The sequence below is a fragment of the Paenibacillus sp. FSL H8-0457 genome, assembly GCF_038051935.1.
In the GTDB taxonomy this organism is placed as follows: Bacteria; Bacillota; Bacilli; order Paenibacillales; family Paenibacillaceae; genus Paenibacillus_AQ; species Paenibacillus_AQ lautus_A.
In genome coordinates, this window is the sequence record NZ_CP150293.1 from 268129 (window position 1) to 290496 (window position 22368).

The following is a 22368-nucleotide window of genomic DNA, read 5'->3' on the forward strand; positions in this document are numbered from 1 at the left end:
AGAGGGGCTCTTTCCAAGTTATCTTCGGTAGGCCATGGGTAGGAAGACACAAGAAACCTGGAGGGGAACAACATGCTGAACATCACCATCTACCAGTCAAACGGTGAAGAAGAATTATTCGTGAAGAAAGACAAGGCGCAGCTAACGCCCGTAACTACGGGTGCAGCGAAGCATAAGGTTGTCATCGATGAGGAGCAGACGTTTCAGGAGATGGACGGCTTCGGCGCGTCCTTCACGGACTCCGCTGCTTATTTGATCCATCAGGTGCTGGAGACGAAGCAGCGTTCCGAGCTCATGACGCAGCTGTTCGATCCAAACGAAGGGATCGGGTTATCTGTACTCCGCCAGCCGATGGGAGCATCGGATTACGCGCGTGATTTCTACAGCTACAATGATATGCCTGAGGGCCAGACGGATGTAGAGCTGGAGCAGTTCTCCATTGCGCATGACGAGGAAGATATCATTCCTCTTCTGCAGGAAGCGGTGAGATTGAATCCGGACGTGAAGCTGATGGGTTCCCCGTGGAGCCCGCCCGGCTGGATGAAGACGAGCGGGTCGATGATCGGCGGAGAGCTGAAGCCGGAATACTATTCGGTGTATGCTGATTATTTTGTGCGTTATATCCAAGGGTATGAAGCCAACGGGCTGCCGATTTATGCCGTCACGCCGCAGAACGAGGCATTATACTCGCCGGGACATTACCCCGGCATGATCATGCTGCCCGAAGCGCAGAGCGATTTTATCAAGAACCATCTGAAGCCGCAATTCGTAAAGAACGGCATCGGTACGAAAATACTCTGTTATGACCATAACTGGGACAAGCCGGACTACCCGCTGACCGTATTTGAGCAAGCGGCCGACGCTGTGGATGGGGTTGCCTGGCACTGGTACGGCGGCAAACCGTCGGCCCAATCGGAAGTCTTCGAGGCATTCCCGGGGAAAGAGGTTCATTTTACGGAAGGATCGGGCGGGGAGTGGATTCCGCCGTTTGAGCAAGCCTTCTCCAATGTGATGCGGACCGGAATCGAGATTCTCCGCAATCACAGTAAATCTTACGTGCTGTGGAATATGGCACTGGACGAGAAGAGCGGACCTACCGTGCCGGGCTTTGGAAAAAGCACCTGCCGCGGCATCGTGACGGTGAATCAGCAGACGAAGGAGCTTACCTATACGCTGGATTACTACGCGCTGGCGCACTTTAGCAAGGTGATCCGTCCCAAAGCGCGGCGTGTGGCATCTACCAGCCATGAGTTCATCCGTTCGGTAGCCTTCAAGAACACGGACGGCTCGATTGCCGCCGTGTTGTTCAACGACAGCGAGGCTCCGGAGAGCGTGGCGATCCAGCTGCGCGGGGAAGAGGCGTTGCAGCTGGAAATGCCGGCCAAGAGTGCGCTGACAGTCAAGATAGAGAGCAACTGATTGGAGGCTGCGGGGGCCTCTATAACAGCAACGATAGAAAGCTGCGACCTCTATAACTGAATGATAAAAAGCCTGGAACGATGGTTCCAGGCTTTTTTCTGTTTTCGTTAGAGATCAGAACGTATAAACCTTTAGAGCTTGTGGCCCTGATCTCGCAAGACAACGCTCCGTTCCGGTATACGGACTGCCTTCCGGGGATATCGATCGATGTTTTTATTAATGCGGCAGGCTATTTTATACTCGCCATTTCGCCTTACATCCTGTACCGGCTTCCTAAAGAGGGGAGCCTCTTTGCGTGTAGTTCTTACATGACTATCGCTGTGCTCCAGAATTCGGTGGGGGACTACGCAGCGCTTATTCTTTTGTCAGACCGAACACGTAAGACTCCAGGAAAGACTTGAGCTGAGTGAAGGATTCCGGTCTTGCGCTGTATTTATATCGTTCATTCGGCATTTTGAAGTGCATGCGCAAAAGGCCCGCGGTTTTAAGCAAGGAAAGGTGGTAGTGCAGGTTACTCTTGGAAAGTCCGGTCTTCTGCTGCAGCTCCGTAAACGTGACGGGGCCGTCAGCGAGAATGTGCAGCAGCACGAGCCTCTTCTCGTCAGCCAATCCCTTGGTCATGCGCAGCAGCTGGTTGGTCGGCGTATCCTCGTCCTGCTGCTCATCGTCTACGGCATAACTGATAATGAGCTGTTGATTGCCCACTTCGTCCATCCGGTTTAACGGCTTGATGTGATAAGTAGGGATGAGAAGAATGGCGCTATATTCGTCTTCAGGATCGAGCACGATCCCGTTCGTTGCCTCATCGATCAGATCAATACAGGAAAGCTCCCGGCTCAGCTGCTCCATGCGGGCAGCGGAACGCCCCAGCAGGTCGTGAATCTCAGGCAAGATCGTATAGACCCGGTGCCACTCCGTCATGATCTCAAGGCTCTGATCCCGGAATGTTTTCAGCCCCATCGGAAATCCGTCTTCTAGATAAGGCGCTAGGATTTCGTACAATTGCCCTTCTCCTAAATCGGCAAACCAGGCAAGAAAACGCTCGATGTTGTCTTTTTTCGGGCTGTCTACGATAACCAGGTGCAGATAAGCAACGATCTCGCACAGGTCCAGCTCTTCCAGCTTATCCGTAAAAGACGCGGGCAGATTCTTCTGAATGTCCTTCCTCCATTTATTCCCTAGATCATGCATTTGGTTTTTATTATCTGCATATGTGAACAAGCTGGTTACCAGCTCGTGAACAGGCGAATAGTCAACTCTGATATGAGTCATGATCATCCTCTCCTCCAAGCACTCATTATTCCATTTTTATGATACCACATCCCAAGGAAAATAAATATTGAACTTTTTATTAGTTCATATATAATTGAACTTAAATATTTAGTTCAAAAAAATATGAACTAACGAGCGAGGGAAGAGGAGTGACTAGATATGACCAATTGGTTCGTTGTGGAATCTCTCATCAAGCAGCAGCAGGCGGAGTTGGATCGAGAGGCCGGAGAGTCCTGGAAATATACGCATGATCGGGTACGTTTGTTGGCTCGCTTCTTCCCAGCGAAGAGACGACAATTTCAGCCGGTCAAGAAAAGAGCTCGAAATTTGAACTAACGGGAACAAGGAAGAACCGATCCATATCCATACACGGGAAAAAAGGAGTTGAAATGAATGGATCTTTTGGCTGAGAATCGTTTAAGCGAGTGGGCCGTACAGGTGCCTGAATCGATAATGTACAGCGAGGAAAACCATGACGAGCTGTTGTCTGCCGTGCTTAGGCTGCCCGAAACCTTAAGACAACCGATGTATTTGTACTATTACGAGGATTTCAACACCCTGGAAATTGCGGAGGTGCTGCAGATTGAGCCCGAAAATGTCCGGAACCGCATGAGCAGAGCCCGCAAGAAGCTTAAAATGATGCTGGGCAAGAAGCTGGGAGCGATACGGGACGGCCGGGAAAGGGCAAGAAAAGCTGCGCATTCGTCCCCTTGACTTCTTCCGTGAAATTCGAGTATGATTTCCAGTAAGTTGAATAACGCTAGACAAAAGCAATGACGAGAAAGAGTACCTTGGCAGCGTCTTTGAACAGAGAGCCCCGGCTGGTGAAAAGGGGTAAAGAAGGAGCCTCGGGAATATGGTCTCTGAGCTGTGCACCGAAACCCTGCATGGGGTCGTAGGCTGTGCCGGATCCCGCACCCGTTAACGTGCTAGGGTATACACGCGATATATGGGCGTCGTACCCGAAGAGGTGAATGCCGCAAGGCATGAATGAAATTGGGTGGTACCACGTGAGCCATAAGCTCTCGTCCCTTTGGGATGAGGGCTTTTTTTGTTGTCCATAAAAAAGGAGGATGAACGACATGACAAACATTTTTATCGGCGGTGCCTGGCCTTATGCCAACGGCTCCTTACATTTGGGGCGGCTTGCCAGTCTCCTGCCCGGCGACGTGTTGGCGCGTTATTTCCGCGCGAAGGGCGATCGCGTCCTGTACGTATCGGGCAGCGATTGCCACGGCACGCCGGTGGCGGTGCAAGCGATTCAAGAGGGCGTAACGCCGGGGGATATTGCCGATCGGTTCCATGCGGAGTTCGCGGAGTGCTTTGCACAGCTGGGTTTCTCTTACGATTTATACACGCGAACCGATCAGGCGTTTCACCATGGCGTGGTACAGGAGCTGTTCCTGAAGCTGCTGGACAACGGCCATCTGTACCGTAAAACCGTGCTGCAAACGTATTGCGAAACCGATCGGCGGTTTCTGCCGGACCGTTATGTGGAAGGAGATTGCCCCGTATGCGGGAGCAGGGCCCGCGGGGATCAGTGCGATGCCTGTTCCACGATGCTTGATCCGTCCGACCTGACGAACAGGACCTGCAAAATATGCGGGACTCCGCCGGTGGAGCGGCCCACCGAGCATTTTTATGTAGCTTTGTCGAATTTCCAAGCTGAGCTGGCGGATGATTTGAATAACGCCCGGGGCTGGCGAGATAATGCCGTGCAAATGACCAAGAGATACTTGGAGGAAGGGCTTCAGGACCGGGCGGCTACGCGGGATCTGACCTGGGGCGTGGACGTCCCGGTTCCGGGCTTCGAGGATAAGAAAATCTATGTCTGGATCGAAGCGGTCAGCGGCTACTTGTCCGCCAGCAAGCAGTGGGCCGCGGAAACGGGCGGCGATTGGGAGTCCTTTTGGCGCAAGGGGAAAGGCGAGGTGACCGCTTACTATGTTCATGGGAAGGACAATATCCCGTTTCATACGTTGATCTGGCCCGCGCTGCTTAAGGGAGCGGGGGATCTGCATCAGCCGGATCGGATCATTTCTTGCGAATACATGACGCTGGAAGGGAAGAAATTCTCGACCAGTCGCAATTGGGCCATATGGGTGCCGGATTTGTTAAGCCGGTATCAGCCGGACTCGGTTCGTTATTTCCTCCTTGCGAACGGTCCCGAGAAGCGGGATGCGGATTTCTCCTGGAGGGAGTTCATTCACAGCCATAACGGCGAGCTGCTTGGCGCGTTCGGGAATTTGGTCAACCGGACCCTGGTGTTTGCGAACAAATCGTTTGACGGGAAAGTGCCTGAGGGAAGCATATCCGATGAATGGCAGGGCCGGGTGGAGGAACTGTACCGGGAGGCCGGGGCGCTTATTGAGGAGGGTCGACTGAAAGAAGCGTTGGAGTTGATTTTCAGCGTGGTACGCCAGGCGAACAAATATTTCGATGAACGGAAGCCGTGGATTCAGGTCAAGGAGGATCGGGCCGCCTGCGGGACCACGCTGTACACCTGCATTCTGATTATGGCCAATCTGGCGAACCTGCTGCAGCCGTTCATCCCGTTCTCTTGCGACAGGATCCGGGACTTCCTCTCGCTGGAGCCGCCTGCGTGGAAGTGGTGCCACGTTCCGGCCGGCAGGCCGATTCATGGGGTGGAGCTGTTGTTTGAGCGGATCGATCCAAGCCGGATTGAGGAGGAGAGTCGTCGGCTGGGGGAGTTGTCCCTTTAATGGGGGAACTCACGGCTGCCCACCCATATGTCAGACCCTGCAGGAGGGTGGGAGCTATTGTCGTCATGATGAAATTTGTATTCGTGCCAGGACCCTGTGAGGTGTGTAGAGATCAAGGGGTCTAGGGATCGAGAGTTGGGGAGTCAGGAAGCAAAGTATCACTAATCGGGGATACCCAGGAATCAAAGTATCAAGAGTCGAGGAATGAGGAAGCAGAGTATCGGGAGTCGAGGAGTGAGGGAGCAAAGTAAAAAGAGCAGGGGGTCGAGGAAGCGAAGTATCAAGGGTGGGGAGCAAGGAAACAAAGTATCGAGAGTCGGGGATCGTTGGAGCAGAGTATCAAGAGTCGAGGATCGGTGAAGCAAAGTAACAAGGTCAGGGATGAGGAAGCGAAGTAACATGAGTCGAGGAACGGTGAAGCAGAGTAACAAGAGTTGGGGATCGATGGAACAAAGTAACAAGGGTTAAGGATAGGTGAAGCAAAGTAACAAGAGCAGGGGGTCGAGGAAGCAAAGTAACATGAGTCGAGGAACGATGGAACAAAGTACTATAGGGGCTTCGACAATGGGCGAAAATTGATGAAGCAACGTCGCGTGAGTGATGAAGGTTTGCGGTTTGGATGGGTCTGGATTTGTGACGTTTGGAGGACAATGGTTCCGTTATTTCTATGTTTTTAGCCATATTGCAGGGATTTGAGGACAGGAGATCCGCTATATTCAAAATTTACTGGGATTCAACCGTGTAAAAGCTGCATTAACGGATCCTATGTCCGCATTGGCCCAAAAGAGGCTCGAATATCAACAAATAGCGGAACCAGTGTCCGCATGGACTCAAAAAAGGAACGAAAATCGGCGAATGGCGGATCCTGTGTCCGCATGGGCCCAAAAGCGGCCGAATATCAGCAAATAGCGGAACCAGTGTCCGCATGAACTCAAAAAGGAACGAAAATCAGCGAATGGCGGATCCTATGTCCGTATTGGCCCAAAGGAGGACCAAATATCAGTAAATAACTGAACCAGTGTCCGCATCCGACTCAACAAAGAGCAGTTTTGAGCGAGTAGAGCATCTTACGATGCGCCTTATGAAACGAGAGTACGCCGCCTTGAAGCACCAGTAAATACAAAGGGAGCCCAGCGGGATTGCCGCGGGCTCCTCTTCGTTCAAACTTTTACAAAATCAGCGATCCGTTTCTTGAATCCAATCCGTCAAAGTGGCGTTAAAAAGCTCAGGCTCCTCGAACATTGGATTATGGCTGCTATGCTCAAAAACGACCTTTCTCACGTTTGCTTGCGAGCCGTCTACGGCATCCCATAGCGACACGGGGCCGACCAAATAGTCGTACCGTCCAAGACCGATGAAGACGGGAATATCAACCTCTTCCAGGGAATCGATCAGATTCAGCCGCGCGAAGGCTTCTCCCCATAAATGATCCAAGACGGGCATGCTGGTGAAGACCCCCTCCCACATCCAAGCCGCATCATAGGCATAATCATAAAAGCTGTGGGCTCCCATCCGAATGCACATATGAGCAAACCGACGTTCAGGCTCCTTTCGGATATCCTCCTCCAGCAGGGCGATATCCGCTTCGAACTGCCGTTTCCGCTCAGGGCTTGCCGTCTCATTGAAAAAAGCGAAACTCTGCTGCTGCCGCTCCGGGCTATTGGTTGGGGCCGTGTTCAGCAGGATCACCTTGCGGACGTGTTCCGGATATTTTTTAGCATACGCCAGCGCCATAAAGGCGTGTCCTGAATGCCCCAATATGATAAAATTCTCCAGTCCCAGCGCTTGTCTTGCCCTCTCGATATCATCCAGAACCTTATTCAGCGTATAGTCTTCCGGTTCCAGTGTCCGAGGAGGCTCCACAAAGCCCCGATGATCCAGGAAAATCAATTGAAATGACGTATATAGCAGCTCCGAAAACAAGCGGGGGTAGTAAACGCTGCTTCCCACCACCAATATGGGCTTGCCGTTTCCGCGAATGGAAACATTCAGTGCAAAACCTTCGCTCATTACCGTATCTCGCGTATTCATGCGTACGTCCTCGTTTCGTTTTATATTTTAATCGCACCAGCCCCTTTCCTGTTCGGATTCCATTACATTCTCCATAGAACGTTCCACCATTCTATATCACCTCGATTAACGTTCGTTCAAGCCCAGTATAGCACAGGAGCGTAGGCACTCGGTGTACCGGATACAGGCTTTCGTACATCGTACGAAACAGTTCCCTGTGCGCACGGCACTTGGTCCGGGGCATGCTTGGATGCCAACCATATCTGCAGCTGCTGCAAAAAAAGCAAAGTATACAAATTAGGACCGCTTCGAAAAGCCACTTTATTCAGCGGTGTTCCGAATGGTCAGGGCAAGTGCAGGATAATCCGCGGCAATCGCGTCCTTGCGCTCGAGGATGAGGTCAAATTCAAAGGTCGAACTGAACAATTCCGGCTCGGGCTTGAACGTCACGCTGGTTCCCGTCTCTTGAGTCAAACCAACCGTCAAAAGACCCGTCTGCGGTATGCCGTGCCGGTATTCCTGCCGGTATATGTTCCCGTCACGCCGAATTTCCACGGACAGCTGCTTGGAGAGGGCGTTGACCACGGCAATGCTGATGCCTTTTTCCGCGCCGGGAACCAGAAAGTGCGCGCTGTTGTTGAAGCGGTGGACATCGGTCAGAATCGACTGCACAACGGGGACATCGGAATTCGGGAGGGCCTGCACCGGAATGCCTCTTCCGTTGTCGGTCACCGTCACGCTGCCATCCTCATGCAGGAAAATGCCGATCTGATCGCCATACCCGCTCGTATGCTCCAAAATCGAATTTTCCACCACGGCCCAAAGCAGCTGATGAATATCAAAGCCATGCGAGGGCCCGAAGTACATCCCTGCATTGTTGCGGGTTTCCGACATCTCCAGGTAATCGCTGGCATCGAGCAGATCGCCGGCAGCGGACAACAGCAGAAGGAACGGCAGGCTTCGATGCTGGGGAAGAGCGTAGCGGCCCCCCTGCTCCTGGACGAGCAGGTCTGCGCCGAGCAGTGCCTTGAGATGATGATACAGCTGACCCGTCGTCCCCATGTTCAACCGTTCCACCAGCTCGGATCCCGATAGCGGCTCCGCCATGACGGCCTTCAAAATATCCAGGCGCTGCTTGTTGCCCAGGGCAGCGAGGATTTTGGCCGCCTTCTCGGTATTCATGTCCAGTAATTGATTCAATCGGCGTTGCTGTGGCTCCCAGCGGATGTTTTGTCCGTTCAGGTGCACCTGCCCGGAGTAGAAGACAGAGCCGTCTTCGGGATTGGGTTCATTTATGGTGGGCGCTGTTGCGATTTCTTGGCGGTATGGATTTGATGCGGATGCAGGTTTTCGTTCCACAAGAGCTTGATAAACAAGCTGCTGCAGCTCCGCCATTTGATTCTTTAAGACATCCATCTCTTGGATCAGATCACGTGTCATGTGGAATCATCAACCTCACTTTAGAGTACTATGTTATTACGTAATTATTATATTGCGTAATTTCAGTATTGTACACCCATTATAAGGAGATCGTTGTTTAAAAAAGCGGCTTGTTTGTCTATAGTTGTTTTTTCTCTGTTGTTGGCACTCCGATCGCCTTACAATGAACGCAAAGGCTGGTGACATTCATTTGAGTGAAAGAATCATTCGTAGTTTTGGGCAGGAGGACATGCCTCTGCTAGGCGAGTTATATCAGGCGGTATCCGCCGAGAATGCGCTGTTCTGGTGGGTGGGTGACCGGGAGAATTGGGAAAACGTGTTCTGCGCTATCGAAGACGGGAAGATGGTAGCTAAGGGTCAGGTCGGGATCATAAACGTGATTCCGCCGGGATGTGCCCCGAACTGCAAGCATCATATTTACGTGAATCTCAAGGCGGTTCCGCATCGTGAGCGGGATTATGGCCTGTTGGACGAATTGTATCAGGTCCTGTATGAACGGGCGGTTGTCTTAATGAGGACTTTGCCGAAGACGTACGAGACGTATTTGTGCGTGGGCAATTATGTCCATGAGAGCGCAAATAATGCTTTTTTTACGGAGAAGAAGGGGTTTCAGCCGCTGGAGAACCTTTATGCCATGAAACGATCGTTGGAGGAGCCCATTCCTGCCTTGCCATTAGATGATCGCTATCAAAATCGGTTGTGGAGGATCGAGTCTGCGGAAGAGGAAGTGGAGTATCTAAAGCTCGAAGCTGAAATTTGGCCGGAAGCGCCGCTGGGTCTCGAACGATTACGGGAATATAAGGGGCATTCCAATTGGATCGCCATGAATGTTCTGGAAAAGGATACGATCGTCGGCAGTACCATGGCATGGCAGGAGGAGGGGGATGGCGTGATTGAAGATGTGTTTGTGCGGGAACCGTGGAGACGGCGGGGGATCGCCAAATATCTGCTTTGCCGCGCCATGTCTTATCTTCAGGCTCATGGGTCCGCCACGGTCAAGCTGCAAGTAAAGGCAGCCAATGATACGGCGTTGTCACTTTATCAGTCGGTCGGTTTTGCCAAAGACCAAGAGGAGCACCGGTTTTACCTGCCGCTGGAGCAGGAAAGCCACTAAGAAGGATCGACAGCCATGCGTGCGTCAAGCATGTTGGCCGATTAGCCATCGAAGCCTGCCCGGACCACGCACCGTAAGCATAAGGAGTAATACGCACGATGTACAAAACAAAGACCACGCCAGACGAATCCTGGCGTGGTCTTTTCTATATGAAAATAGAGTTATGAGGTTGATTCTTCGCCGCCGGATACATTCGGATTGGCATCCAGAATGCCTACCGTGACATCCCACAGCTTCGGCAGGAAACGGAGGGTCTCTTCGGCCCGCTGGAGCAGGTCAACGGTGGACGTTATGCCGAGATCGGCCAGAATCGCATCGAAAGCGGGTACATACTGCTCCTGAAATTCAGGAGTCCCGTCAACCTCCAAGATGTTGTGGCAGCGGGCGAAGGTGGCCACCATCCAGAAGACGGCTTCCCGATGGCTTCCGTTTAGGATCAGCTCGCGGCTGCCGTCAATGGCAATCGGTCTTGCTTCCGGCGTAATGTCACTGCTGAAGAAGAAGGGCGTATTGGCAATCGCAGCAGCGGCGTCGAAGGTGCGGGCCAGTCCGTTTAGATGATTCATGGCTTGCTCGGCAGTCATGTCTTTACAGCCCAGCAAACGTAACAGCTCCTCGTAGACCTGCTCTTGGTTATATTCCTTCAGCACGTCGCGAACTGCCGCATAGCGGAGTCTGACCGTGGGGTTGCGAAGCGCGGCGACCAGAAGCATATGGGTGGTTACGCCGGTAGGAAACAGCCACGAGGTTACCTGGCGATGCCAAGGAGCGGAAGGATCTATGGATTGGAGGCCGTTCATGATACGTTCGCGCACGTTCTCACAGCGGCGGGTGACCCAGATCCGGTCGGCAAAATGCCGCGAGACGTCCGTCTGCAGCTTGCGCAGCTGCCCGGTCGGGTCGGACATCAGGGTGTCTACGCGGAAGCTGCCTGCCAGATGGTAGGACGTTAATACTTGCTCGGGCGAAGCCAGGTCCTGCCAGGACAGATAGGTGACCTCGATCAAGGCGTCCTGGTAGATAAACTTCCCCGGTTTCAGCGGGGGCTCCGGATCCGCGGTGACTACAACGACGTCAATGTCTGATGACGGAGCCATCTCGGCATCGTCCGGCTTGCCGACCGTGGAGCCGCTGAAATAGGCACCCATGAATCCAGGCTCCCTGCTGGCATGCTGCAAGACCCAATCCGTTGCCGCTGCTCGTGCTGATCCAACGTTCATAATCAGATTCCTCCTCTATCTGCATGGTGTCGCAGAACATAACAAAAATATCCTAATTTTCATTCCTTCATCATTATATGGACTTCCCTTCTAATGTACAACCGCTTACAAAGGAGGCTTGGTCCGTCATCCACATAATAAAGAGATGGAGATGCATGCAAAGAAGATTGGTCCGTATGGATACGGGATACTGGAAAAGGCTCGATACATATAAGTTAGCACGGTCTCCGCAAGTGTGAAATAAAAAACGGACATTCCCATACTCGCTGTCGTTCGGCGATCGGAAATGTCCGTTTTTGGCGTGGTTCTCTATTCTATTCATCTGCAATCACAAGCGTTGTATTGGTCTTCTTGAAAGTTGGAATAAAGCTTGGACGGACGTTCGCATCCGTCACGATGGTATCGATTCTGTCGAGCGGAGCGATGGAAATGGTAACGTCTTTGCCAAACTTGGTGCTGTCCGCCATGACAATCACCTCTTTGGACAGCTCGATCATTTTTTTGCGCGTGATGGCTTCTTCCAGGTTGTAGTCGGAGATGCCTTTTTCGATGGTGATGCCGCTGCAGCAGATAAACGCCTTCAGCACATTCAGCTCATGAAAGTTGAAGATGTATTCATACGCGACGACGGATTGCTCCTCCCGCCGGATTTTGCCGCCGATCATAATCAGCTCCACGTCGCTGTCCATCAGTTCGATCGCAACCGGAAGTGAATTCGTAACCACCGTCAGCTTCTTCTTATGCTTCACGTATTTGGCGATTTGGTACGTGGTCGAGCCGCTGTCGATGTAGATGCAGTCGCCGTCATGAACGAATTCGCTGCATTTGCGGGCGATCCGGTCCTTCTCTTCCAGCTGGCTGACCATGCGCTCATCCATGGAGGATTCGCCGAACCGGGACTCCACGAGCTTCACCCCGCCATAGATCTTCTCAATCCGCCCTTGCTTGGTCAGGGTGTTCAAATCCCGTCGCAGCGTATCCACGGAGACGTTCAGCTCTTCCGTAAGCTCCGTGATCTTCAGTACTTTTCGAATCGTAAGCAGCTCAAGTATTTTCTTTTGCCTCTCCAATGGAAACATTCGCTCACCCATTCAATCCGCATTAGTGGTTGATGCCTGTATTCATGTCTAGTTTACCGATTCGCACGGCCATGTTCAATACAGTTACCTATATTATTCATAAGTTAGGCATCAGTCATGAGTGAATATGGTCAATAGTTAGTATTGATTTATGAATGATATATGCATAATTTACTTACATTTAACAGTTCCCATGATTCTTATTTACATATGGTTTCTATACTGAGGATGTGTTTAAGGAGGTGAGCCGTTTGCTGAAGCTAGAGCATATTTGCAAACAATTCGACGATAAAGTGGTTTTGGATGACATCAACGTAGAAATCGGCACCGGCGAGATAGTATCGCTGCTCGGTCCGAGTGGGAGCGGGAAGACCACATTGCTGAATATTATTTTGGGACTCACCCGAATGGATCAGGGAAAAATCGTGTTCCAGGGTCAAGATCTGAGCAACGTACCGATGAAGAAGCGGGGATTTAATATCGTGTTTCAAGACTATGCCTTATTCCCCAACTTGAATGCCTACGACAATATCGTATACGGCCTGCGCAATAAGAAGGGAACCGTGAGCGAGCAGGAGGTCCGGGAATATATCGATTTTCTCGAGCTCCAGCCCCACTTGGACAAGCGGATCGGCGAACTGTCAGGGGGGCAGAAGCAGAGAGTAGCCCTGGCCAGAACGCTAGTCACGAAACCGAAAATCCTGCTGCTCGATGAGCCGCTCAGCGCGCTGGACGGCGTGATCAAGGAATCGATCAAGCAGCGGATCCAGTCGATCGCCAGGGAATTCAAGCTGACCACGATCATTGTGACGCATGACCCGGAAGAGGCGCTGACGCTCTCGGACAAAATCCTGATCATCCATCAGGGACAGATTGCCCAATTCGGCACGCCCCAGGAGATTGTCCATCATCCGAGCAATGATTTTGTGAAGCAGTTCATTATCAAGCAGCTGCATATCAAAAGGCAGAACATCTACAACCTGTTCGGTGAACAGTATGCGTAGCACGAAGCCGGAAATGCGGGTTATTTTCACCGTCATCCTGTTATTGTTCGCCGTGTTTCTGTTCCTGCCGCTGCTCATATTGCTGGTCCGCTCCTTCGGATCCGATCAGGGATTTACCCTTGGACACTATGCATCCATAGGGGCGAATCGGGAATTCGTCGAGGCGATCGGCAACAGCGTGAAGGTATCGGGCGTAACGGCCGTGATCACGACCGTTCTGGGGTTCATACTCGCGTATTCCATTCATTGCACCAAAATATACCGGCCCGTCAAAGGCCTGCTGAAAACCGTCATCATGGTCCCCATGCTGCTTCCGACCATTACCTATGGGTTCGCCATCATGTATTCGTTCGGTAACCAGGGCTTGATCACCCGGCTTGCCGGGCGCAATCTGTTCGACATCTATGGATGGAACGGGCTGCTCATCGGCTACGTCATTTATACGCTGCCGCCGGTATTCCTGCTGATTCATAACGCGTTTAAGTACATTGATAAAAAATTCATCATCGTATCCAAGTTAATGGGTGACGGCACGATGAGAAGTTTCATGAATACGATTTTGCGTCCCCTTGCGGGAGCCCTTGGCGGGGCCTTTGTGCTGTCCTTTATCTTAAGCTTTACGGATTTTGGGATTCCGGCTTCCGTCGGCGGTACCTATCCGGTCGTGGCGACGCAGCTGTACCAGGTGATGCTGGGTTCCATTCCAGACTTCAATCAAGGCGCTGTCATTGCGGTGATGATGCTGATTCCGGCCGTGTTCGGCATCTGGCTGCTGAATTATCTGGAAAAGTGGAATTTCCACTATGACAAGCTGTCGGATATCGAGCTGCCGCGGCAGCGCGTTCGGGATATCGCCTTCGGCGTGATGTCGTCGGCCATTGTGACGGGCATGCTGTCCATTTTTGCGGTGATGTTCATCGCTCCTTGGTTGAGCAGTTACCCCTATAACATGACCTTCACGTTCCAGCATGTGCGGGATGTGATTCAATCGAGTGATTTGACGGGGGTATATCGCAATTCGCTCTGGGTCGCCTTCTTGACGGCGCTGTTCGGTACCTTGATGGCGTACTTATCCGCGCTGCTCAATGTGCGCACATCGTTAAAAGCCCGGTCCGCGGTAGACATCATATCCATGATAACCAATACCGTGCCCGGCATGGTGCTCGGGATATCCTACCTGCTCTTCTTTAACGGGAGCAGCCTGAAGGGGACCTTTATCATTATCGTTCTGTGCAACATCGTTCATTTCTTTACGACGCCGTACCTGATGGCCAAGAACTCTCTGTCCAAGATGAATCCCTCCTGGGAAACCACGGGAGAACTGCTGGGGGACAGCTGGTTCAAGACCGTGTATCGGGTGATCCTGCCGAACTCGGCCTCAACCGTCATCGAGATGTTCAGCTACTATTTCATCAACGCCATGGTAACGATCAGCGGCATTATCTTTCTCGTATCGGCCCAGACGTCGCTCGTCGCCAGCAAAATCAAAGAGCTGCAGCATTTCGCCAAGTTTAATGAGATCTTCGTGCTGTCGATGCTGATCTTCTTCACGAATCTGATCATCAAGCTGGTGTGCGACGCATGGCAGAGGAGAACGGCGCAGCGCTGAAGCTGCCCCATCACGCCTGTCCGCTACGATGCCGGATCGTATTTCCGATCGCTGTTGTCTTCGGATTTCTCGAATTGAGATGACTAAGCGGTAGAAATGCGAATACAAAGGCGAACGCATTCGCTTCTCCAATACGATTCCGTCCTCTCCGCTGGGTATTGACACTTGAGGTGAGGAGCTCCCTGCTCGAAATCGACATCTGCCATTTGACGTGGGAATGCGCAGGCTAATTCATTTTTTCACATCATTACTAAATAAAAAATTCAAGGAGTGGAGTTAATCATGATGAAAACGCTGAAGGGAATGCTGCTGTCATTGATCGCAGTTAGTATGGTGTTTGCTTTGGCCGCCTGCGGCAGCGGCAGCGCGGGGGAAGCGAAGAAGGTAGTCATCTACACCAACGGGGATGAGGAAGCCGTTGCAGCAATGGAAACCTCGTTGAAGAATGCCGGATATGAAGGACAGTACCTTGTCCAATCCCTGGGCACCTCCGAACTCGGGGGCAAACTGATGGCGGAGGGGAACAAAATCGAGGCCGATCTCGTCACGATGAGCTCCTACTTCATCGAAAGCTCGCAGAGCAAGCATTCGATGTTTAAGGATCTGGCTTTTGACGCAGACGCTACCGATTCTTATCCGGCATATTACACGCCGATTCTGGCGAATACCGGCTCCATCTTCGTGAATACGGAAGTGCTGAAGGATAAAGGATTGCCGATGCCCACCTCCATCACGGACCTGACCAAACCGGAATTCAGCGGACTCGTATCGATTCCGAACATCATGGATTCTTCCACCGGCTGGCTGCTCGTTCAGGCCATTATTACGCAATACGGCGAAGATGCGGGACGTAAGGTGCTTCATGACCTGATCGCCAACGTGGGACCGCATCTGGAGAGCTCGGGTTCCGGTCCGATCAAGAAAGTGCAGGCTGGCGAAGTGGCGGCCGGGTTTGGCCTTCGCCATCAGGCGGTAGCGGCTAAAGCCACCGGTGCACCGATTGACTACGTGGATCCGGTCGAAGGAAACTTCTCGCTGACCGAATCGGTTGCGGTCGTGGACAAGAAGAATGCAACGACGGATCTAGCGATGAAGATGGCCGAGACCATCGTAAAGGATGCCCTCAAAGATTTGATTGCGAACTACCCGGTGGCCCTGTACGAAGGGGAGACCGTCGATGAAGTCAACAAACCTGCATACTCGATGACCTTCGAGAAGCCGCTGACCGTGGAGCTGCTGGAAGAGCATCAGCAATTCTTCAACGGATCCAAAGAATAAGCCGACTTAGGAGCGATGCGACATGAAAACCTACAAGCTTTTGACACCGGGACCTTTGACCACAACCAAGGCGGTAAAAGAGGAAATGCTCTTTGACCGCTGCACGTGGGATGATGAATATAAATCCATTACGCAAAAAATCAGATCGCAGCTCTTGGCACTGGCCGGAGCGGATCCAGAGCTGTACACCGCCGTGCTGATGCAGGGAAGCGGCACGTTTGCCGTTGAAGCCGTCATGACGACCGCCATTTCGAAAGACGATAAGGTACTGATCGTAACGAACGGCGCCTACGGCGAACGGATCGTGAAGATGGCGGAGTATATCGGACTGAATTACGCGGAGTACAAGGTGAATTACGATGAACATCCAAGCGAGGATGAGCTGCGGGCTAGGCTCCAGGAGGATCTGCAGATTACGCATATCGCGATGGTTCATTGCGAAACGACCACCGGCATTCTGAACCCGCTGGAGATGATCTCGAAGCTGTCCAGGGAATATGGAAAAACCCTCATTATCGATGCGATGAGCAGCTTTGGCGGCATGGAGATCGATGTGCAGGGGCTCGGCATCGATTATCTGATCAGCAGCGCGAATAAATGCATTCAAGGCGTTCCGGGGTTTGGCTTTGTGATCGCCAAGCTGGAGAAGCTTACGGCCTGCGAAGGGATTGCGCGCAGCCTGTCGCTCGACCTGTACGACCAATGGAAGGGCATGGACAAGGACGGCAAATGGCGTTATACCTCGCCGACCCATGTCGTGGCGGCCTTCTCCAAAGCGTTGGATGAGCTGAATGAAGAAGGCGGCGTCCCTGCCAGGTTCAGCCGTTACCGGAATAACAATCGACTGCTGCGGGAGAGATTGGAGCAGATCGGCATTCGGTCGTATATCACCGATGACAAGCAATCCCCGATCATCACCACGTTTTTATTCCCGAGCGAAGGGTTCAGCTTTGAGCATTTTTACGCTTATATTAAAGAAAGGGGTTATGTGATTTACCCGGGCAAGCTGACCGACGTGGATACCTTCCGCATTGGGAATATCGGGGAGATCTATGAGCAGGATATCGAGCAATTATGTACGATTATTGAAGAATATATAGGGGTGACGGCACAATGAACCGAATCGAAGGCGTTATATTGGACTGGGCTGGAACGGCCGTGGATTTTGGATGTTTTGCGCCCGTGAACGTGTTTGTCGATATTTTCAAGAATGCGGGTATTGAGGTAACGATGGAGGAAGCGAGAGCGCCGATGGGGATGCTGAAGATCGACCATATTCGTGCCATGCTGTCTATGCCGAGAGTGTCTGCGCTATGGGAGGCGAAGTACGGCAGAGCTTTCGGTGAGCAGGATGTAGAACGGCTGTATGCGGAATTCGAGCCGGCCTTGATGGTCTCCTTATCCGAGTACACGGACCCGATTCCGGGTGTCATTGAGGCGGTTGAAGCGCTGAAGGAGCAAGGCTTGAAAATCGGTTCCACGACCGGTTATACGAGCGTCATGATGGAGGTCGTGGTTGCCAATGCGCGGCAAAAGGGGTACAGCCCGGATGTTTATTTCACGCCGGATGACACGCGCTCCCAAGGAAGACCTTACCCCTACATGATCTACCGGAACATGGAGTTTCTTGGATTATCGGCTTCATGGAAAGTCGTTAAGGTCGGCGATACCGTCTCCGACGTGAAAGAAGGCGTGAACGCAGGCGTGTGGTCGGTTGGCGTTGCTATCGGCAGCTCCGAAATGGGCTTGGGCTTGGAAGAGTTTCATGCCCTGTCAGAGTCGGACCGGGAAGCCGCGATCTCGAAAACCGAAGAGACGTTTATCCGTAACGGGGCGGATTTTACGATCCGGACGATGAGCGAGCTGCCGCAGTTGATCGAGAGCATTAACGGCATGCTGGCTGAGGGAAAAAGACCGGGCATTCAGCGCTAGGATGGTATTTAATGAAGAAACCGCGAATGGTATTCTTCGGTGCATAAGCTCTGTCTCGGTTTCTACTGTACTTTTTTGTTGACTTCCTTCATTGAGAGGGTGCTCACTTTAAACCTCAATAAAACAGATCCGGCAGAATTGCCGGGTCTGTTTTAGATTGAGTTAAGTTTCTAACGCAAATCGCTAAAAATGAATGAGGTAGCATTTAGATTTCTTTATTCTTACGATCCCCAAGTGTTTTTTCCGAATGATCTACTAGCAATTTCTTTATATCTTTCAATTCGTTCTTGAGACTATCCATTTCCGATTTCAACCCTGAATTTGAAATAGCATTACTAACAATCAGGTAAATTAGTAAGTAATTTGCTGCTAAAATAATGATAAAAAAAATGAGCTCTTGTACTCCAACAACCATGAAGAATCCATCCTTTCAACAATGGAACTAAAAACCTTATAATTTATTTACTCATTCCAAAAACAATGTGTGTTTACAGAATATTCTAATTATAGCATGATTCTGAATCTAAACAGGAACATGTAGTTGATCTCTTGAGGGAAACCAGGTCAAGTGGTCTCATATCATGCATCCAACATTTATGTTCTAAACCTGAGTTCGCTCAGAGGGTATAGCTCACCAACATGGGCTTAAATGTGACCACAAAGCTGATCAGGGGTATATTCACCTCACCAAAAAAGAGCAGTCCGCATGGACTGCTCTTCTTTCAATTTATTGCACATACGTGCCGATAAACTCCTTCACTTCCCGGTCGTACCCTTCTGGATCGAACTGGCGTGCCAGGCCGTGGCCTGCATCGGGGACGATGAACAGCTTCTTTTGCTCCGGACCGTTCTCGTACAGCTCATACACCATCTCGGTAGGGACGAACAGATCCCCGCCGCCGTGTATGAACAGCGTCGGCGTCTTGGATTTCTTCACCTGCTCCAGCGCGGAGGCCTCGCCGAAGGAGTATCCGGCCCGGATCTTGGTGAGCAAGCTCGTGGATTGAACCAGCGGGAAGGATGGAAGCTTATACATGCGCTTTAGCTGATAGGTCAGCTCATCCGTGACCGAGGTATACCCGCAGTCCTCGACAATGGCTTTTACCTGGGGCGGAAGCTCTTCGCCGCTGGTCATCATCACCGTTGCCCCGCCCATGGACACGCCGTGCAGGACAATCTGGGCGTCTTCCCCTGTATGCCGGATGACGCGTTCAATCCATCTGAGATAATCCATCCGCTCCGGCCAACCGAAGCCGATGTAATCGCCTTCGCTCTTTCCATGGCCACGCGCATCGGGAAGCAGGACGTTGTAGCCCAGGTCCTCATGGTACATTTGGGCGAATCCGCTCATCTGCTCCGAATGGCCGGAGTATCCGTGTGCGATCATGACGGTTTTATCCGTAGGCACTTCGGCAGGTAAATAGTACGCATGCAGTTTCAATCCGTCGTCTGAGGTAAGACTCCATTCCTCGAAGCTTTGCTTGGCCCACCAATCCTTGCTATCCGCAAAGGGGTTGTCGATATTCGAGTTGGCTTCCAGGTCCGGGTTGCCGTTCAGGAAAGCCTTGTCGGCCCGGGCAATAGCGACGTTATAAAAGTAGAAGCTGGCTGAAATTATAATGATTGCTAGTAATGCGATAATAGCTGCAGACATGGTCATAATCCTTTTTTCTTAATGATGTGTACCCTCCCCGTCAGTGTTGATCGCGCTGAAGGCATGCCGAGAGGAAGAATGCGCCGAATCGATAGCTTCCTTCCACCTATCATATCGTACGTATCTTGATTCATCCATATGGCAGATCACGTTCGATTCGGATGGCGTTACATCAATCTTATCGGTTGGGAGAACCTAATCCATAAGAACTGTGGCAGGAGGTGCGAAGAGAGGAAGATGAACAAATGCTTTATCAGCCTGATCCTTGCCGTCGTCACGATTTTCGGCTTGCCTCTGCCGTCCCATGCCGAGGTGACCGATTATACATCACCGAAAAAGGATAGTGCCCAGCTGCAGTATCAGGATTTGCTGATGCTGTTTCTGCTTCCCCATATCGATGAAGTCGTCAATCGGCATTATAGCCATACGTTGAAGGAGCTTCCGGTTGTTTATCCCTACTTCGTGGACGTGATCCAAGTGAAGAGAGTGAACGGATTCCGCGGCTTTCATTTCGTCATCACGCTGGAGGCCCGCCCGGTGGTCGGCCCCCATATCCCGGTGGGAAAGGACCGCCTTGTCTTTGAGGTCGCCCCGACGATTCCCGGCGGTATGGTGAAGCTGGTAGAATACAAGCATCTGAATACGTATGAGCTTCCCTCGCATTGGCAAGACATCGTGAAGTAACGGCGGCTGGGCTGTTCCATGTAAAAAAACAAGCAAACGCGGTGTTCGCGTTTGCTTGTTTGGCATGCAGGATAGAGTGCACTTATCAGGTGTAACAACTATCAGCTGCTCTAGGAGAACCCTATCGGCTCTCATAAACCGGCCGATCCGGCCCGGGTTCAGCTTGGCTCCAGCCGATGCCGAGCAGGACAACGATGGCGATGAAAGCGGCCGGCAGCACCCATTTCCAAGAATGCGCGAGCATTCGGACTGCCGGGGACATCAGGGCCAGTATCAGTCCGATCAGCACAACGCTGAACAGATGAATTCCCGGCGGGAGCAGAAGGAATACGATGTGAAAGACCGACGTGAACATCAGAACCGGGATAAGCGATGTTCCCAGCACGACGGCCGGATGGGTTAAGGTTTCGCGCGGGTCCCGGGTAAATGCCGCCCATGTCAGAGCCGCGAAATGAACCAGCAGCGGTATCGCGAATAAATAACTTGCGCCCGGCAGAAGCCAGGTCGAGCCGATGAGCAGCAGCAGGAACAGGAGTGCGCCGCTAAGCAGCATCTCCACTTCATTTGCTTTTCGCACCACCCAGCGGGTAAGCGCGACATGAACGATGAGGGTCACCAGGACAAAGCTGACGCTGTATAGAAGCGAATCGTAGGTTGCGCCTGTAGGCTGCGTCATTTTGCCTGCCCACAATGCATCGATGAGCGTCCACAAGCCATAGCTGAGCGCGGTTGAGAGCACGACGGCCAGAATCGGAGTTCCGAGCCCGATCAGGCTTCCCTTAACGGTAAGCAAGGAGAAGCGGGCAAACAACCAAGCAAAAGCCAGCCATAGCGCTGCGATCGCCACAGTGATCGGAATCGCCCATTGCGCCGGGTAGTGAACCAGCAGGCCAAACAGATTGAAATAGATGCGGTCGCCTGTGGAGGTCAGGTCAGCCAAGTCCAGATTGCCAAAATGCTTTGCCATGGCGAGCGCATTCTCGCCTTGATGCTGCATGGTCTCAAGGGAGACATTCTCCGTGTTGTCCATCGGGGTATGGTAAGCTACCCACCCGTCGCCATAGGCAAAGTTCAGCCCCGGGAGGCCATGCTCCAGCGCCACCGTCAGATCGGTATCGTTCGGCAGTTGTTTGTAGAGATCCACCAAGAGGGAGTTGCTGACAGGATTGGATACGGCCCGGGCATATTCTTCAATGATCCGTCCATTGCTGTCGCTGGTCTGGAACATGAAGGACGAACCCTTCGATCCCCGGGCTTCAAAATTCGCAATCATGCCAATCTCACGGTGCGCCGGATCCTGAAAGAACACCTCGGCACCGAGCAGGCCTCTTTCCTCCCCGTCTGTCAGCAGGATCCAGATGTCATTTTGCGGCGGAGTTCCGGCCTGGATCGCTCTTGCCGTCTCCAGCAAGGAGGCTACGCTGACCGAAGCATCATTCGCCCCGGGGCCGGTAGGGACCGAGTCATAGTGCGACATCAGAAGGAGCGGTTTACCAGATCCGGTTCCTTTAATGACGCCAAGAATGTTCGTAAGCTGCACGTCGGCGTCGACGTACTTGGTTGTCAGACGGTCATTAAACTCCTGAACCTCCGGGTTCAAGCCGAGCTGCTTCATCTGTTCCACCAAATAAGCCCGGACTTCCGCATTGGCAGGGGACCCCATCGGGTGGGGCTCTTGGGCAATCCGTTCGACATGTGCCATGGCTCGTTCCGCCGAGAACTCGGTTGCGGGTGCATCGATATTTCTGGCTTCCGGCGGCTTCTCGAACCACAGCATGAGGGAGATAAAGAGTATGACGGCCAGGATGGTTGTAAGCGGCAGCCAATAAGGAGGTCTGCGGTCCGGCGGTCTGCTCAATTGAATTTGCATGATCAATACTCACTTCCTTTTAGGATCATTCAGGGTCATTCGCGGTGTGATCTTTCATCA

Annotated in this window: 19 protein-coding genes and 1 other annotated feature; of the genes, 11 read left to right on the forward strand and 8 right to left on the reverse strand. The window is 52.1% G+C overall.

Annotation, left to right across the window (positions count from 1 at the left end; genetic code table 11):
* The first annotated feature begins 72 nt into the window (after positions 1 to 72).
* The gene (locus MHI43_RS01270; protein WP_012818463.1) at positions 73 to 1419 is read left to right on the forward strand and encodes a glycoside hydrolase family 30 beta sandwich domain-containing protein; all 1347 of its coding nucleotides are present in this window, start codon (positions 73 to 75) and stop codon (positions 1417 to 1419) included.
* Positions 1420 to 1773: 354 nt separating this feature from the next.
* Here MHI43_RS01270 and MHI43_RS01275 read toward each other — a convergent pair whose 3' ends face one another.
* Positions 1774 to 2691 carry a winged helix-turn-helix domain-containing protein gene (locus MHI43_RS01275; RefSeq protein ID WP_012818464.1) on the reverse strand — a complete coding sequence of 306 codons (918 nt, stop codon included), beginning with the start codon at positions 2689 to 2691 and terminating at the stop codon, positions 1774 to 1776.
* A gap of 159 nt (positions 2692 to 2850) precedes the next feature.
* Between MHI43_RS01275 and MHI43_RS01280 the strand changes: the two genes are divergently transcribed.
* The 3 genes from MHI43_RS01280 (at position 2851) to metG (ending at position 5414) form a co-directional block, all read left to right on the forward strand.
* Positions 2851 to 3027 carry a hypothetical protein gene (locus MHI43_RS01280; RefSeq protein ID WP_012818465.1) on the forward strand — a complete coding sequence of 59 codons (177 nt, stop codon included), beginning with the start codon at positions 2851 to 2853 and terminating at the stop codon, positions 3025 to 3027.
* Positions 3028 to 3084: 57 nt separating this feature from the next.
* The gene (locus tag MHI43_RS01285) at positions 3085 to 3405 is read left to right on the forward strand and encodes a sigma-70 family RNA polymerase sigma factor (protein ID WP_036664899.1); all 321 of its coding nucleotides are present in this window, start codon (positions 3085 to 3087) and stop codon (positions 3403 to 3405) included.
* Between the two features lie 50 nt (positions 3406 to 3455).
* Positions 3456 to 3727, forward strand: a binding site (T-box leader).
* A gap of 46 nt (positions 3728 to 3773) precedes the next feature.
* Positions 3774 to 5414: a methionine--tRNA ligase gene (gene metG, locus MHI43_RS01290; RefSeq protein ID WP_036664896.1), complete on the forward strand. Its 1641-nt coding sequence runs from the start codon at positions 3774 to 3776 to the stop codon at positions 5412 to 5414.
* A gap of 1176 nt (positions 5415 to 6590) precedes the next feature.
* On the opposite strand, the gene MHI43_RS01295 is transcribed toward metG, so the two are convergent.
* Together MHI43_RS01295 and MHI43_RS01300 are read right to left on the reverse strand one after the other, a co-directional pair.
* Positions 6591 to 7445, reverse strand: coding sequence for an alpha/beta hydrolase (locus MHI43_RS01295; protein ID WP_036664895.1), 855 nt, complete (start codon positions 7443 to 7445; stop codon positions 6591 to 6593).
* A gap of 300 nt (positions 7446 to 7745) precedes the next feature.
* On the reverse strand, positions 7746 to 8864 hold the full coding sequence (locus MHI43_RS01300; protein WP_036664894.1) for an ATP-binding protein: 1119 nt from the start codon (positions 8862 to 8864) through the stop codon (positions 7746 to 7748).
* 229 nt (positions 8865 to 9093) lie between these two features.
* On the opposite strand from MHI43_RS01300, the gene MHI43_RS01305 reads away from it, so the two are divergent.
* Complete coding sequence (locus MHI43_RS01305) at positions 9094 to 9978, forward strand: GNAT family N-acetyltransferase (protein WP_081746346.1); 885 nt, start codon at positions 9094 to 9096, stop codon at positions 9976 to 9978.
* A gap of 161 nt (positions 9979 to 10139) precedes the next feature.
* Here MHI43_RS01305 and MHI43_RS01310 read toward each other — a convergent pair whose 3' ends face one another.
* Together MHI43_RS01310 and MHI43_RS01315 are read right to left on the reverse strand one after the other, a co-directional pair.
* Positions 10140 to 11198, reverse strand: coding sequence for a hypothetical protein (locus MHI43_RS01310; protein WP_036664892.1), 1059 nt, complete (start codon positions 11196 to 11198; stop codon positions 10140 to 10142).
* A 314-nt stretch (positions 11199 to 11512) separates the two neighbouring features.
* Positions 11513 to 12277: a DeoR/GlpR family DNA-binding transcription regulator gene (locus MHI43_RS01315; RefSeq protein WP_036664891.1), complete on the reverse strand. Its 765-nt coding sequence runs from the start codon at positions 12275 to 12277 to the stop codon at positions 11513 to 11515.
* 251 nt (positions 12278 to 12528) lie between these two features.
* Here MHI43_RS01315 and MHI43_RS01320 point away from each other — a divergent pair, with 251 nt between their 5' ends.
* From MHI43_RS01320 to phnX, 5 genes are all read left to right on the forward strand, one after another.
* Entirely contained in the window at positions 12529 to 13281 is a 753-nt protein-coding gene (locus MHI43_RS01320; RefSeq protein WP_012818473.1) for an ABC transporter ATP-binding protein, read from the forward strand.
* The gene (locus MHI43_RS01325; protein ID WP_036664889.1) at positions 13274 to 14890 is read left to right on the forward strand and encodes an ABC transporter permease subunit; all 1617 of its coding nucleotides are present in this window, start codon (positions 13274 to 13276) and stop codon (positions 14888 to 14890) included. Before MHI43_RS01320 ends, MHI43_RS01325 begins: the two co-directional genes overlap by 8 nt.
* A gap of 282 nt (positions 14891 to 15172) precedes the next feature.
* Positions 15173 to 16168, forward strand: coding sequence for an extracellular solute-binding protein (locus MHI43_RS01330; RefSeq protein WP_036664888.1), 996 nt, complete (start codon positions 15173 to 15175; stop codon positions 16166 to 16168).
* 22 nt (positions 16169 to 16190) lie between these two features.
* A complete protein-coding gene (gene phnW / locus MHI43_RS01335) occupies positions 16191 to 17285 on the forward strand; it encodes a 2-aminoethylphosphonate--pyruvate transaminase (RefSeq protein ID WP_012818476.1) in 1095 nt (364 codons plus the stop codon).
* Positions 17282 to 18100, forward strand: a complete 819-nt coding sequence (gene phnX / locus MHI43_RS01340) for a phosphonoacetaldehyde hydrolase (protein WP_012818477.1) — start codon at positions 17282 to 17284, stop codon at positions 18098 to 18100. Before phnW ends, phnX begins: the two co-directional genes overlap by 4 nt.
* A gap of 205 nt (positions 18101 to 18305) precedes the next feature.
* Here phnX and MHI43_RS01345 read toward each other — a convergent pair whose 3' ends face one another.
* Positions 18306 to 18515: a hypothetical protein gene (locus tag MHI43_RS01345; protein WP_036664887.1), complete on the reverse strand. Its 210-nt coding sequence runs from the start codon at positions 18513 to 18515 to the stop codon at positions 18306 to 18308.
* 312 nt (positions 18516 to 18827) lie between these two features.
* A complete protein-coding gene (locus MHI43_RS01350) occupies positions 18828 to 19760 on the reverse strand; it encodes an alpha/beta hydrolase (protein ID WP_313958354.1) in 933 nt (310 codons plus the stop codon).
* 231 nt (positions 19761 to 19991) lie between these two features.
* Between MHI43_RS01350 and MHI43_RS01355 the strand changes: the two genes are divergently transcribed.
* A complete protein-coding gene (locus tag MHI43_RS01355) occupies positions 19992 to 20438 on the forward strand; it encodes a DUF3888 domain-containing protein (protein WP_012818480.1) in 447 nt (148 codons plus the stop codon).
* Between the two features lie 121 nt (positions 20439 to 20559).
* Here MHI43_RS01355 and MHI43_RS01360 read toward each other — a convergent pair whose 3' ends face one another.
* Complete coding sequence (locus tag MHI43_RS01360; protein ID WP_012818481.1) at positions 20560 to 22308, reverse strand: M28 family peptidase; 1749 nt, start codon at positions 22306 to 22308, stop codon at positions 20560 to 20562.
* Between the last annotated feature and the right edge of the window lie 60 nt (positions 22309 to 22368).

Excerpts from the sequence above, each read along its gene's own strand:
- MHI43_RS01300 (WP_036664894.1), bottom strand. The coding sequence starts at position 8,864 with ATGACACGTGATCTGATCCAAGAGATGGATGTCTTAAAGAATCAAATG.
- MHI43_RS01350 (WP_313958354.1), bottom strand. The coding sequence starts at position 19,760 with ATGACCATGTCTGCAGCTATTATCGCATTACTAGCAATCATTATAATT.
- MHI43_RS01315 (WP_036664891.1), bottom strand. The coding sequence starts at position 12,277 with ATGTTTCCATTGGAGAGGCAAAAGAAAATACTTGAGCTGCTTACGATT.
- MHI43_RS01275 (WP_012818464.1), bottom strand. The coding sequence starts at position 2,691 with ATGACTCATATCAGAGTTGACTATTCGCCTGTTCACGAGCTGGTAACC.
- MHI43_RS01325 (WP_036664889.1), top strand. The coding sequence starts at position 13,274 with ATGCGTAGCACGAAGCCGGAAATGCGGGTTATTTTCACCGTCATCCTG.
- phnX (WP_012818477.1), top strand. The coding sequence starts at position 17,282 with ATGAACCGAATCGAAGGCGTTATATTGGACTGGGCTGGAACGGCCGTG.
- MHI43_RS01330 (WP_036664888.1), top strand. The coding sequence starts at position 15,173 with ATGATGAAAACGCTGAAGGGAATGCTGCTGTCATTGATCGCAGTTAGT.
- phnW (WP_012818476.1), top strand. The coding sequence starts at position 16,191 with ATGAAAACCTACAAGCTTTTGACACCGGGACCTTTGACCACAACCAAG.
- MHI43_RS01305 (WP_081746346.1), top strand. The coding sequence starts at position 9,094 with ATGCCTCTGCTAGGCGAGTTATATCAGGCGGTATCCGCCGAGAATGCG.
- MHI43_RS01295 (WP_036664895.1), bottom strand. The coding sequence starts at position 7,445 with ATGAATACGCGAGATACGGTAATGAGCGAAGGTTTTGCACTGAATGTT.
- MHI43_RS01270 (WP_012818463.1), top strand. The coding sequence starts at position 73 with ATGCTGAACATCACCATCTACCAGTCAAACGGTGAAGAAGAATTATTC.
- MHI43_RS01355 (WP_012818480.1), top strand. The coding sequence starts at position 19,992 with ATGAACAAATGCTTTATCAGCCTGATCCTTGCCGTCGTCACGATTTTC.
- MHI43_RS01310 (WP_036664892.1), bottom strand. The coding sequence starts at position 11,198 with ATGAACGTTGGATCAGCACGAGCAGCGGCAACGGATTGGGTCTTGCAG.
- MHI43_RS01345 (WP_036664887.1), bottom strand. The coding sequence starts at position 18,515 with ATGGTTGTTGGAGTACAAGAGCTCATTTTTTTTATCATTATTTTAGCA.
- MHI43_RS01285 (WP_036664899.1), top strand. The coding sequence starts at position 3,085 with ATGGATCTTTTGGCTGAGAATCGTTTAAGCGAGTGGGCCGTACAGGTG.
- MHI43_RS01280 (WP_012818465.1), top strand. The coding sequence starts at position 2,851 with ATGACCAATTGGTTCGTTGTGGAATCTCTCATCAAGCAGCAGCAGGCG.
- metG (WP_036664896.1), top strand. The coding sequence starts at position 3,774 with ATGACAAACATTTTTATCGGCGGTGCCTGGCCTTATGCCAACGGCTCC.
- MHI43_RS01360 (WP_012818481.1), bottom strand. The coding sequence starts at position 22,308 with ATGCAAATTCAATTGAGCAGACCGCCGGACCGCAGACCTCCTTATTGG.